The sequence below is a fragment of the Dyadobacter sp. HNCC25DJ187 genome, from assembly GCF_056895255.1.
Genome location: NZ_JBXHAT010000001.1, coordinates 208,975 through 222,751, shown reverse-complemented (window position 1 = coordinate 222,751; position 13,777 = coordinate 208,975). Strand labels below are relative to the sequence as shown.

General features: G+C 42.9%; 9 protein-coding genes. 5 read left to right on the top strand and 4 right to left on the bottom strand.

The annotated features are described in order from the left end of the window. Positions 1 to 7: 7 nt before the first annotated feature. A complete protein-coding gene (locus AC1XUE_RS00865; RefSeq protein ID WP_483354034.1) occupies positions 8 to 2,728 on the bottom strand; it encodes an exo-rhamnogalacturonan lyase family protein in 2,721 nt (906 codons plus the stop codon). A 181-nt stretch (positions 2,729 to 2,909) separates the two neighbouring features. Here AC1XUE_RS00865 and AC1XUE_RS00860 point away from each other — a divergent pair, with 181 nt between their 5' ends. The 3 genes from AC1XUE_RS00860 (at position 2,910) to AC1XUE_RS00850 (ending at position 7,568) form a co-directional block, all read left to right on the top strand. Beyond that, a complete protein-coding gene (locus AC1XUE_RS00860) occupies positions 2,910 to 3,344 on the top strand; it encodes a hypothetical protein (protein WP_483354033.1) in 435 nt (144 codons plus the stop codon). A gap of 250 nt (positions 3,345 to 3,594) precedes the next feature. Then, positions 3,595 to 6,426: a TonB-dependent receptor gene (locus tag AC1XUE_RS00855; protein WP_483354032.1), complete on the top strand. Its 2,832-nt coding sequence runs from the start codon at positions 3,595 to 3,597 to the stop codon at positions 6,424 to 6,426. A gap of 74 nt (positions 6,427 to 6,500) precedes the next feature. Beyond that, positions 6,501 to 7,568: a phytase gene (locus tag AC1XUE_RS00850; protein WP_483354031.1), complete on the top strand. Its 1,068-nt coding sequence runs from the start codon at positions 6,501 to 6,503 to the stop codon at positions 7,566 to 7,568. 239 nt (positions 7,569 to 7,807) lie between these two features. Here AC1XUE_RS00850 and AC1XUE_RS00845 read toward each other — a convergent pair whose 3' ends face one another. Next, positions 7,808 to 8,452, bottom strand: coding sequence for an START domain-containing protein (locus tag AC1XUE_RS00845; RefSeq protein ID WP_483354030.1), 645 nt, complete (start codon positions 8,450 to 8,452; stop codon positions 7,808 to 7,810). A gap of 389 nt (positions 8,453 to 8,841) precedes the next feature. On the opposite strand from AC1XUE_RS00845, the gene AC1XUE_RS00840 reads away from it, so the two are divergent. Continuing rightward, the gene (locus AC1XUE_RS00840; protein WP_483354029.1) at positions 8,842 to 10,329 is read left to right on the top strand and encodes an IMP dehydrogenase; all 1,488 of its coding nucleotides are present in this window, start codon (positions 8,842 to 8,844) and stop codon (positions 10,327 to 10,329) included. Positions 10,330 to 10,399: 70 nt separating this feature from the next. Here the strand turns inward: AC1XUE_RS00840 and AC1XUE_RS00835 are convergent, their stop codons facing one another. Beyond that, a complete protein-coding gene (locus tag AC1XUE_RS00835; RefSeq protein ID WP_483354028.1) occupies positions 10,400 to 10,780 on the bottom strand; it encodes a hypothetical protein in 381 nt (126 codons plus the stop codon). 130 nt (positions 10,781 to 10,910) lie between these two features. Then, complete coding sequence (locus AC1XUE_RS00830) at positions 10,911 to 11,183, bottom strand: Fur family transcriptional regulator (RefSeq protein ID WP_483354027.1); 273 nt, start codon at positions 11,181 to 11,183, stop codon at positions 10,911 to 10,913. A 695-nt stretch (positions 11,184 to 11,878) separates the two neighbouring features. On the opposite strand from AC1XUE_RS00830, the gene AC1XUE_RS00825 reads away from it, so the two are divergent. After that, positions 11,879 to 13,747: a gamma-glutamyltransferase family protein gene (locus tag AC1XUE_RS00825; RefSeq protein ID WP_483354026.1), complete on the top strand. Its 1,869-nt coding sequence runs from the start codon at positions 11,879 to 11,881 to the stop codon at positions 13,745 to 13,747. The last annotated feature ends 30 nt before the right edge of the window (positions 13,748 to 13,777 follow it).

Below are 13,777 nucleotides of genomic sequence, written 5' to 3'. Positions count from 1 at the left end.
TATATGGCTATTTCAGATATTTACCGGCATAGGCCAAACATTGCATGGCAGCCAATCCCCATTGTGCAACAGCATTAGTAGAAATACCTTTTGCCTCTTCAACTGGCATAATTACGATTGGCCCAGTGATGATTTTTGTTTCATAAGAAGCCGTTTTAATTCCTGCACCTCCTTCAAAAAACTCCTCCCATGCTCGGTTGGCTAAAGTAGCATCTTTCTTCCTTAATGATGCGAAAGCTGTAAGGCGTGCATGGCCCTGTCTAAGATTAAGCTTGCTTAATGGTTGTCCCAATAAGCGCTTTTGTTCTTCGGGTGTAGCATTGTACAACTCACAATACTGCACCCATGCTTCTTCAAATTCGGGAATACCAAAAACAGCGATCAGCTCCGCGCATATTTCTGCCAGCCCGAATACAGCACTCAAATGTGACACAGAAAGTTTACCTTTCTCTCTAATCTGAAACTTACCTGTGTTCAAATCCATGATAGAAACACCTGTGAAAAATCCATGTGGTTGAGCAGCTATGGTTTCCATCGAATTCAATAACTTGGTTTTCACCTTTTCGTTACCTGTCCTTTCCCATTCCGTCAGCCAGGCACTGGCCAGTGCACCCCAATCTGTACCGAAAGATATACTGGCCAGTTCTCCCTTAGGATCGTTTGCAGGCGCTGTCTGTCCTATTTTCCTACCCGGAATAATGCTTCTCAGCGTTTTGTCTGCATCAATCTGTTCTTTCATCAAATCTCCTACCCTCTCGTCAGCAGTCAGATAGTAGTAGAAGCGACGGTTCGCAGCAGTACTGATTCGTAGCTGCTTGGCGCTGCATCCCCAGTGCATTACATTGTGCCTTGATCCGAGTGGACTAAAAGGCCCGATGTGGTGAACATCCACTTCGCCTGTGTGCCTCGTCATGGCCTCCGCCATACGAAACACATCACTTCTGCCAGTCCGCAGGAAATAATACCACAGCCATAGATCAGTCGAGAGCTCAGAATTGTCCCAAGCGTAACCACCTACGTCGTAGCGCCAGGTGTGCCGGTCATAATCATAGGCATGCATGACATCGCCATAATTCCAGAAGCCATACCATTTATGCTGATCCACTTGTTTGTGGTAGTAGTCAAAATAGAAATCAAGTTGCTTATCAATCTTTTCCTCTTTCGGATTCCCTTTTGCGACTGCACTGAATGCCGCACCAAAGATACCGGTTTCCGCAAAATACGCAGGCTCGGCTGCGAGTTGGGGCGGATGCTGGATAGCGTTGGCGGCAGCAGAAATCTCAGAGTTACCCGGAGTTGCGGCAACAATTTTTAGCTGCATTTCGCTGGTTCTAGCCACGCCCACAGGCCTCCCGAATTCCGGTTCGTAATCTTCATAGGTAATTTCCAAAGCATCTCGTTGCTTTTCAAAGGTATCCTGCCCCATTCCGTCATGGTAAAAGCGAAGATCCATAGCCGAGGACTTTGGCGCCCAAACCCAGAGCGTGATCTCTGCCAGATCTGTATGTGCGTTACGGATGTCGAGCTGAGCCGGGTGACTTTGCCAGAAGTTTCTGATACCGAATATTACACCTCCGCCGGGCGATCCCAGATAGGCAGTTCCGGTTGATCGTTTACCAAAAGCAGATTGCAACCAACCGTGCCCCGCTTTAGTTCGTTTCTGAATTTCAAATGAATCTGGTGTTGGCTGAAAAAGTGTATAATCTCCGAAAGCTGGTATGTAATGCAGTCTTTTCGAAACATTATCGGGAAATGCTGTAGTAGACGGCGTTGCCTTGCCAGACAGCTGTGCATCTATGACATCCTTTCCCGGATCACGGCGCAATCCCGTTAAACCGCGAATTGCCTCGGCAAAAACACCATTTTCTTCTCCTGTGAATCGTACATGTCTATTATGCAGCTCATCTTCAACAGGCACATTCAACCTCAAACCGATACCACTGATAAAGTCATTGTTTTCATCAGCATCATAGATGATAGTATGCAAAATGCGTATTGCATCGCTGTTCTCATAGAAGTAGAGTCTGACCACAAATGGCAGTAATGCCTTATTTTCCGTGGTATGTGAACCAGTCACTTTCACCACACAGCGAATTGGTCCGGTTTGTTCAACAATCACCTCCTTGATTTCACCCTGGAAATACTCCGTTCTGATCTGTTCACCAGGCTCAGCATCAGGTAGATTCTGAACATGTAAAACAAGATGACCATCCTTTGCTGCAATTTTGCCGTCACGTTCTATGCCATCAATAATTCGTTTTCCTTTTTTACTGATTTTGCAAATGATGCGACCAGTATCGATACTGATGTGTTCTTCGGTTTCGGAAATTTTAAGCAATGAAGATTTTACCGGCGCTTTCACTGGCTTCAGTAAAAATGTTTCCGGCATATTGGACTGAGCTCCAATGGCGTGCGCGGTCCATTTGATCGAACCATCGGGCCACTGGGCAGTTTGCCAGCTTTGTACCGGAACGGATGCTCCATTGACGCTTTGTAAAGAAAAAGAAGTAGCTTTTTTTAGTGCACCTTTTGGCCAGGGAACGCCCCATGTGGTTCCGATGGTTTCACCGCTTACCTTAGAATCCAGCCATTTCAAAGGCACCTCACCTGCTTTATTCGTTTTCGCTGTTTCAGTTTTAGCAAATGATGAAGCAACCGGCAATCCTGCAGCCAGCACTACAGCACTTTTAACAAATTTTCTACGTGTAACCTGAGGTAAATATTTCATGATGATTATAAATAAACCTATATTTCAAATGTCAGAAGAGGCATGGTACTTATGTAACCTTATTTTTACCAATTGTCAAATGTAATCATTCCGACACGGATCACTCTCCTGAGGTGTTATGTGTATTTGTTTGAAATTTGTTTAATTCACATTACTCAAATTATTTCTCTTTTACTCCTATATGAAAAGAATATCGATAGCTGTTTTGTTATGCATTGTCGTACTTAGCTGTGAGCCACGGGAGGTAGATACCATCAATATCAGACATATATGGAAAATTATGTCTGTTAAGGAAAATGGAGTACTTGTTTTTGACGCAGCTAACATGGATGGAGCAAGCAGGGCATATTCCCGATTTGAGATAGATCTCACCGATGCAAATACGGTTAAAATGACTGAGAAAGGCGGCATAAAGGTAACAGGCGATTGGACTCTGTCACGCGATTACAGGAAATTGATGTTGACCAATATGGTGGCAACTGCTTCGCTACAAGCTATAGACAGTTCTGAGTTTGATATTATCAGCACTAAAGGATCGGTGCTTATGCTGGCACGAACCACCACGAACTCCAAAAGCGGGAGAATACTGGCAGCATATACCCTGTTTCATAAATAAAACATATTCTAAAATTTAGACCATTCGCAGTACTTTGGTTATAAAACGATCTCATTACTGGCTTGAGTCCGATATGTACTATAGAAAACAGAGGAATTTACCCATCTGAAACAGCACCCATTACGCACGTATCGACTTATTAATCAACATTTAACAAATCGAGTTTTTCCGTATTAACAATTTCATAATCTGGAACTAACACAAGGGTAACACAACGAAGAGACCTTTGCACCCGAACAAAACCAGTGTTATGAACTTATTTACATCTACAAAAAATCTAATTACGGTCTGTTTGTTACTATTTGCCACGATCTCTTTCGCTCAAAAAGGATTAATAACAGGTAACATCATGGACAGCCAGAAATTATCACTGCCAGGAGCTACACTCAAACTTACGCCTGGAAATCAATATACGGTTTCCGACGTAAGAGGAAAGTTTGAATTTTTGAGTGTTCCCTCAGGAACTTATACCCTGGAAGCTACATATATCGGATATCAGAACCACAAGCAGGAAATAACCGTACAATCAGGACAAATTGCGTCCATTCAGCTTGTTATGAACGAAGGAAGTCTGGATATGAATGAGGTGGTTGTTTTGGGTGACCGGCTTAGAGGGCAAGCCAAAGCACTCAACCAACAGCGTAACAACGAGAATATCAGCAACATCATTTCTTCTGATCAGGTAGGTCGTTTCCCGGATTCCAACATAGGAGATGCGCTGAAGCGTGTACCGGGTGTTACGATGCAGAATGACCAGGGAGAAGCACGTAACATTATTATAAGAGGTCTTGCTCCTGAGCTTAACTCCGTGACTCTGAACGGCGACCGTATTCCATCTGCAGAAGGAGATAACCGCCGTGTACAAATGGATTTGATCCCTTCGGATATGATCTCTACCATCGAAGTGAACAAAACGCTTACGCCGGATATGGATGCTGATGCCATAGGAGGATCCGTCAATCTGGTAACACGTGCTGCTCCGAACGGACAACGCATATCAGCAACGCTGTCGAGTGGATTTAACCCTATTCGTGGCAAAGCACTTTATACAGGTGGATTTGTGTATGCCAACCGTTTTGCAAAAAATACAATAGGAATGGTGTTGAGTGGTTCGTACAATAATAACAACTACGGCTCTGATGACGTAGAGGCGACTTGGAGAAAAGATGATTTCGGAAATGTGTTCATTGGTCAATCCGATATCAGAAAATACGATGTGCAAAGGATCAGAAGAAGCCTTTCTGCGGCATTTGATTTTAAATTAGGACAAAATCATACGATTACAGCCAATGCAATGTATAACTGGCGCGATGACCTGGAAAATCGGTACCGCTTACGTACCGATAATATTGCACCTACCTATGACGATGCCAACAATATTACCGGATATACAGGCCGTATCAGCAGGCAGACAAAAGGCGGTATAGAAAACAGCAGCAATAAAGGCACCAGACTTGAAGCTCAGAAAGTCCAGAACTATTCGGTAAAAGGAGACCATTTATTGAGCTCGAAAGTGGACATGGATTGGTCGGTAAGCTACTCTACAGCAAGTGAGGATCGTCCTAATGAACGTTATATCAATTTCAGAAAAAGCGGCAATCCGATCACCTATAACGGAGATTCGCATTCACCTATGTTCACACCTGTCAATCTTTCATCAGGTTCGATCGGGCTGAATGAGATCAGTGAAAACCACGATTTTACAGAAGAAACAGAGCTTGGTGCGAAGGTAAATATTCGTTTTCCCTTATCAGTAATTCCAGACCAAAAAGGGCGCATGCGTGTAGGCGGGCGTCTGAGACTGAAAACAAAAGATCGTAACAACAATTTCTTTGTTTACAATCCTGTAAATGAAGATGACTTTGCAACGCTTGGTAGCACATCAACTGTAAATTGGAATGACAATAGCTTTCAGGCTGGGTCACATCTGGTTCCGGGAGTGTTTACTTCCAAGTCATTTTTGGGGAACCTCAATCTGACCAATACGTCGCTATTTGAAGCCGAAAGTGTACCCAGCGAGTTTCTAGGATTAAACTATAATGCGAAAGAAAACATTGTAGCGGGTTACGCCCGGTGGGATCAGGACTTTTCTGAAAAGTTATCTATGATTGCAGGTGTTCGTCTGGAAAATACTTCCATCAATTACACGGGAAATGTAATCGAAGATGAAGAAGAGCTTACAGGACAGCGGACTGTAAAAAACAGCTACACCAACCTTCTTCCAAGTATATCTTTCAAATATAATGCAACCGAAAACTTTATCCTGCGTGCGGCTGCAACTACCGCTTTGGCACGTCCTAACTATTATGCACTGGCTCCGTATATCAGTACAATTCCGGGCGATAGAGAGATCAGAGCTGGTAATCCTGACCTGAAAGCAACCTATTCATGGAATTTTGATTTGATGGCAGAAAACTATTTCGAATCAGTTGGACTGGTATCCGGTGGCGCATTTTACAAAAATTTGAAGAACTTTATTTACACTTATCGTAATCAATCCTATAGCACAGCTAATTATGCAGCAGACTTCCCTGGTACTACCAACCCAATTGCAGCGAGTGAGCTTTGGGATTTCTATCAATCCAGAAATGGTGAAAGCGTAAACGTATTCGGTTTTGAAGTAGCTTTCCAACGCCAACTGGATTTCCTTCCGGGCGCTTTGAAGAATCTGGGAGTCTATACCAACTATACTTTCACCAAGTCATTTGCGAAGGGAGTTTATAACGAAGACGGTGATGTGAGAAATGATGTAACTCTTCCCGGAACTGCTCCTCACATGTTCAACGCGTCACTGTCTTGGGAAAACAAGCGCTTTTCGGCAAGACTTTCAGCTAACTATACAGCTGCTTATCTGGATGCATTGGGAGGTAGTGATTTTGATGATATCTATTATGACAAACAATTCTTCCTGGATGCTAATGCATCTTACAAAATCACAAAAAATCTGCGTGTATTTGCTGAAGCGAACAACCTGACTAATCAACCATTGCGCTATTATCAGAGTGTTTCTTCCCGCACAGTACAGGCCGAATATTACCGTCCGCGTTACAACATCGGGATCAAATTCGACCTTACCAAATAACCGTCACAGACTAATGAAGTACAAAACCTGGGTCTGATTTATTCAGACTTGGGTTTTTCTAATACCACCAACTCATGATTAAAAATACGATTACCGCATGCTCACTGGCTTTTATGCTTGCCCTTACCTCCTGCGGAAAAAAAACGAGCAGTCTTAACGGCAACAGCGACTCAACAGCCATCAAACCCGTCATCATTACAGAGGCTGTAAAGCATGATACCGATGACCCGGCCATTTGGCTGAATCCTGAGGATCCGTCTAAAAGTCTGATCATAGGAACAGACAAAGACATTGATGGCGCCTTATACGTGTTTGACCTGAACGGGAAAATCGTTGCCGACAAAGTAGTGAGAAATCTTAAACGCCCTAATAATGTCGACGTAGCTTACGGGTTGATCATCAATGGAAAACCAACAGATATTGCAGTAGTAACAGAACGCGAAGCAAACAAGATTCGCATTTTCAGTCTGCCTGATATGAAAGCCATAGACAACGGTGGAATTGAAGTTTTCAAAGGTGAAGCAATACAGGCTCCCATGGGTATATCTCTTTATACCCGCCCTTCTGATAAAGCAGTCTTCGCAATCGTAGGCCGTAAATCAGGCCCGGCGGAAGGTTATTTATGGCAATATAAACTTTCAGATGCCGGAAACGGAAATGTGTCCGGAGAGGTAGTACGCAAATTTGGACGCTATAGCGGCAAAAAGGAAATCGAATCTATCGCCGTGGATAATGAAAGTGGCTACGTCTACTATTCAGACGAACAGGTAGGTATCAGAAAGTACTATGCTGATCCTGAAAAAGATAATAAGGAACTGGCACTTATTCCTAACATTGGTTTCACAGAAGACAATGAAGGGATTTCCATTTACAAAACCGGGGAAAAAACAGGCTACATCCTGGTATCAGATCAGGGAGCGGGCAAGTTCCAGATCTTCCCACGTGAAGGTAGTGCGAACAATCCTCATGAACATAAAATGATCAAATCCGTAAAGGTAACCGCTTTGAAAAGTGATGGTTCAGATGTAACGAACGTAGCATTGAATGATCAGTTCAAAAATGGTCTTTTTGTGGCCATGTCAGAAGGAAAAGTATTCCATTACTATCGATGGGAAGATATCATTGGCGCTGAAGAGAAGTAGCGTCATCATGTATGATAAAAGCTGGTGCATGACCAACATGCATCGGCTTTTGCATTTTAGGCTGAAAGCGGCATGTATCAGCATGTGATTTGCTCAAACCTGAAAGACAAACGTAATCTGGCTATAACCTTGAATTGCAGAAGCGTATTGAGCGAAGTCGCCATGCAACACCTTGACCTGAGAAACGCTGAAGAACTCTTCCCGGAATGGAAACAAGAAAATATGGGTTTGATTAAAACTTAATTCGTGATAAATGGCAGAGATACATTGTGATAACGGGGCAGTCTGATCTGCTGCCTCATATTTTTAAAGCTCTCCATCGGTCCCTGCGCGGCCAGCATATTCACCATCCAGGCAGGAATGATTCCGCCGGGATCTACCTGCAAAATATACTGTACCTGTACTTTGCTACCGACAAGTGGGGTGATTGTCCAATATCCTAACGACTTCTGGATTCTCACAACACCTTTTTTTTCTTCCACCCAGCCTGGGACTGCCGGAGCATTCACGGTCACTACTTTTGTGGAGGCTTCCTGTGACACACGTATATGCGCAACAAAATCACGGTTTTCCAGTGGCCATGGTAAGGCCACTTCAGAATAATAATACAGCTCGGAATCAGAAACACGTTTTACCATAGTGCAGGATTTGGTATGGGAAACCCACTGTGTAGCGGCTGATACATCCAGGAGTAACGTAACCAGCTGCGATACTGAAGCATCCACAATGCACTCCACTTTCACTGCCTTGACCTTACTGGTAGAAACTGTTTTTGAGAATACACGGATTCCGTTATCGTCTGCAATTAATTGCCAGTCAGACTGAGCCGATGCCATATTCCCATATTGCAACAGGATAAATAGCATATAATATATTCTGTGCATTGTATTTTTATCAGTAGTCCGGATATTTCAAATTGCACCAAAAGTACAATATATCTTTTGCGCCGTATATAGCCTCCGGAAAATTTAATAGCATGTTAAAAAAGGGAAACAGAATGCGGTATTCTAAATAACTATTGTCGGACGTAGGAAGAGGTGGATTAATAAATTTGTAAAATCTAAAGCGTTTAACGCTGAAAATCCGCATTTTCTTTTGAAATTTGCATGAATGAAGCCATCAAGCAGATCGTTTTGCAGATAGTCATTCGACAGAAACCATCCTGGCAAAGAATATTTTTTTGCAAAAAACGAATTCCCGGCGTCAATTTTTAGTTACATACAGAACCAGTTGCTCCAGGCAGCTATAAAAGCCTCAAACTTAAAAAAATACAATGGCTAAGTACTTAAACGAAACGTCAAGGACTTTCAGTGAATTCCTGCTTATTCCAGGACTTACTACAAAAGACTGTATTCCTCCAAAGGTTTCTCTAAAAACTCCGCTAACTAAATACAAAAAGGGACAAGTTCCTGATATTGAGCTAAATATTCCTTTTGTTTCAGCTATCATGCAATCTGTATCCAATGATGGTATGGCAGTAGCATTGGCAAAAAATGGTGGAGTTTCATTTGTCTTCGGATCCCAAACCATCCAGGATCAGGCTGAAATGATCCGCAAGGTGAAAAATCATAAGTCTGGATTTGTGATCAGTACAGCGAACCTCACTCAGGATCACACATTGCGAGATGTGATTGCATTGAAAGCCAAAACCGGCCACTCCACCATTGCGATTACAGACGATGGCACAGCTGAAGGTAAATTGCTGGGAATAGTTACCAGCCGTGACTACCGCGTTGGAACTGATTCTCACGACAAGAAGGTAAAAGAATTTATGACGCCATTCTCCAAGTTGGTTACTGCGCAACTGGGGTGTACACTGAAAGAGGCGAATGATCTGATCTGGGAACATAAACTGAACAGTCTTCCGGTTATTGACGAAGAGGCACGTTTCAGATTTTTTGTATTCAGAAAAGACTATGACAACCATAAAGATAATCCGAATGAGCTGACCGACAAGCAAAAGAAGTTGGTAGTGGGTGCAGGTATCAATACACGTGATTACAAAGAACGAGTTCCTGCTTTGGTTGAAGCGGGTGCAGATATTCTTTGCATCGATTCGTCAGACGGTTTTTCTGAATGGCAGCGTGAGACTTTGCAGTACATCAAGCAAGAGTTTGGTGACAAAGTAAAAGTAGGTGCTGGTAATGTGGTGGATAAAGAAGGATTTCTGTATCTTGTAGAATCGGGTGCTGATTTTATAAAGGTCGGTGTCGGCGGCGGTTCAATCTGTATCACTCGTGAGACAAAAGGTATTGGTCGCGGACAAGCAACTGCATTGATCGAAGTAGCAGAAGCAAGGGATAGGTATTTCGAGGAGACCGGAATTTACGTTCCGATTTGTTCCGACGGCGGTATTGCACAAGATTACCACATGGTGCTTGCTCTTGCCATGGGTGCCGATTTCCTGATGATGGGTCGCTATTTTGCCCGTTTCGATGAAAGTCCTACAAGAAAGCTTTTGGTGAACGGACACTACGTAAAAGAATATTGGGGAGAAGGATCTAACCGTGCACGTAACTGGGAACGGTACGATATGGGTGACACCGATGGACTCAAATTCGAAGAAGGTGTCGACAGCTATGTGCCTTATGCCGGTACGTTGAAAGACAACCTTGCCGTTACATTAGGCAAAATCAAATCCACCATGTGTAGTTGCGGTACATTATCCATTAAAGAACTGAAAGATAATGCACGCATTACGTTGGTATCTTCTGTTAGTATTGTAGAAGGCGGCGCACACGATGTGATTGTGAAAGAGTAAGCTTTAATCTATAAAAAATGGTCTGATTTACAAATCGTGGATCAGACCATTTTTTATACAATCATAGTAGCTAAGCGAGCATCCTTCTGCTCAAAGCGCTTACTCTGATTCCTTTAAGACTTTTTACTCTTGCCCCTATCTCAGTTTTATCCCGAAAGGTGTATCCCGGACCAAACAGCCCTTTGAACTCTTCAATACTTTCCTTCAATTGCTTTCTGGATAATCCGCTATATTCCAACTGAAGAAATCTCGATTTCTCAGCAGTGTATTTTTTTAACTTCCAGAATTGGGGATGGTTCATCCCTATGGGCGGACGAAAATGCTCTTCATGGTCTCGGATCAAAAATTCAAGATCAAAATTTACTTCCGATGAATTCCTTGATGCATAGCCTTTGATCACAATTTTGGCTTCACGCCCTACTGCCAATTTGAATATCTTTTCATGTATCATTTTACCTGAGAATGCTGATTAGTACTTATTTTCATATGAATGAAAATATTAAGTCTATAAATTCGATAGACAAAGAAAGCTATTAGTTTGTATAAATGCAATGTGTTTTACATTTTTTAAGATATCTGTTTTAAATTCTAACCCGGTATCTGCTTTCGCGGGAGCCGGGTTGATCTGATGGGCGACACTCTACAAAGCCATTCTCGGTAAGCCAGTTCAACGATTGATACACTGTAGCCGGGCTGATTTTCACAAAGTTGTTGCGTAGTAAAAGATATAAATTTGCAGCATCCGTGTAATCTTTTGTTTTTTGCAGATAGTCTGCCACCAGCAGTTTTTTACCAGGGCATCGTACGCCTTTTGCTTTGCAATAAGTTATAATTTTTGTTGAAATCCTGCTCATAATCTTCTTTTACACGTATTCTGAATTTCTTCAGCCCTTGATTGTCTTTTCCTGGAAGGCGTCATCTTTTTTCCTAAACGGCAGGAAAATGATACCACAGTCTATCTTCCGTTAAAGCGGATAGGGTCATACCAAGATTTCTGTATCGTACATGCTGTACAAAATAAGGCTACCTCTGTCTCCACTAGCCAAATTCAAAGAGTTTTTTTAATAAGTGATTTTGTCTCTTTTCACGTCTGCTTAGAATAATTTTATGAATGCGTTCGCTGATTCGCAGCTGCCTTAGAAAATCCTTTATTTATATCCATTCCATCACTTACCGTTTAAAATTATACGCACGCGGAAAATGATCATTTTATGCATGCTGTCACTCTGAGCGCAGTTGGAAATTGCGGTAGGATTCCGTTGATTAGGTGGCATTCACACCTAAGTTGCATAACTACATCTCAACCCGAATGTCAATCAGAAAAAAAGTAAATGGGTTCAATGAGCTGCCTCGCCTTCCATAAATTTCCACTTGAAAACGTTGTTACATTTACCATTCTGATGGTGTCTGCTTCGTATTTACAGATGAATTATCCGTAGCAACAGCTTGATCTGTGTTTTTTCGTTACTTTTATCTGAATAAATCCTTCTCTTACCGCAGATCATTCTGCACTATTATATTTTCACCAAATATTACTAACCACTAATCTATGAAGAAAAAATTATTGCTGTCGACATTAATCCTGTGCAGCTGCCAGTTACTCATCTTTGGCCAGTCTTTCAACAATTTCCCGGTTACCACGCAAAAACCGCCACTTCATGCCAAACACTGGATGGCGATTACCGGAAAACCGCTGGCTGCCACATCGGGGGCTATGATATTCAGCAAAGGAGGAAATGCTATTGACGCCTCGTGTGCCATGCTCGCATCCACTTGTACCATGTGGGATGTGTTAAGTTGGGGAGGAGAAACGCAGGCACTGATATACAATCCGAAAACAAAAAAAGTGATTGCAATTAATGCAATGGGGGTAGCGCCTACTGGAGCAACTGCGGATTTTTTTAAGAACAAAGGCATGAAATACCCACCGGAATATGGTCCGTTGGCAGCTACTACACCCGGTACAGCAGGAGGACTCATGACAATGCTGGCCGAATATGGCACCATGAGTTTGAAAGAAGTACTCGCACCTGCCATGCAACTCGCCTCTGGCTACCCTATTGAAGCGCAAACTGCCAACTCAATTGAAAGAGGAAAGGATAAGATCAAACAGTGGCCCTATTCGGCGAAGGTATTCCTGACTCATCCCGGAGAAAAGCGTGAAGCACCGGATGCCGGCGAGATATTTGTTCAAAAAGATTTACTGGCTACGCTCCAGAAACTGGTTGATACAGAAGCCGCAGCATTGGAAAAAGGCAAATCAAGAAAGGAGGCGATTTACGCGGCTTATGATCGTTTTTATAAAGGAGATATTGCAAAAGAAATTGCGCGAAGCACCCAGGAACAAGGAGGATTGATCACCGAACAGGATATGGCTAACTGGAAAGTAAAAATTGAAGAACCGCTGATGACCAGTTACAAAGGGATTGAAGTATATAAAATGCAACCCTGGACACAAGGACCCGTGATGCTGCAGGCGCTCAATATGCTTGAAAACTTTGATTTGAAAAGTATGGGTTACAACTCCTCACGTTATGTGCATACACTGTATCAAACCATGAATCTGGCATTTGCTGACCGTGACTTCTATTACGGGGATCCTGCATTTGCTCCTGAGGAACCCATGAAAGGCCTTTTATCGAAAGAGTATGCCAAAGAACGTATCAAGCAGATCAACTGGGAAAAGAACGACCCAAAAGTATTACCCGGCGATCCTTACCCATTTGAAGGAAAAACAAATCCATTTACACAGCAGATTAAAAACTGGGGAAATTTCCAGGCTAGCACAAGCAGAAATACAAACGGACTTGACGACAAATTCATGGAAGAATTTACGGCTGGCACCACTTCAGTGGAAGCTGCTGACGAAGAGGGCTGGGTAGTTTCCATCACTCCAAGTGGAGGCTGGGTACCCGCGTGCATTGCCGGTAATACAGGCGTTGGTTTAAGTCAGCGAATGCAATCTTTTGTATTGGACTCTCAAGAAAATCCTTTCAATGTGGTAGAGCCAGGCAAACGTCCACGTGTTACACTCACGCCTAGTCTTGCGTTGAAAGACGGAAAACCGTTTCTTTCTTTTGCCAAGCAGGCTGGCGATGAACAGGATCAATTGCTCCTACAGTTCTTCTTGAATGTAGTTGAATTCGGTATGACTGTACAGGAAGCGGCAGAAGCGCCCAGTTTCAAAACGTTGCAGATGTATGCCAGCTTCGGGGCGCATGAAAAAGATCCGGGCGGGTTAATCCTGAACGAACAAATGCCTGACTGGACCCGAAAAGAATTATCAAGAATGGGCTATAAAAATTCTTATCAACCCCGTACCAGCGGCCCTATTAATGCAATTTACTTCGACTGGATACATGGCAGCATGTGGGGAGGATCCAGTAACCATGGGGAAGATTACGGAATAGGCTGGTAAGTTTAATCCTTATTTTTTCTCTGCCACGGA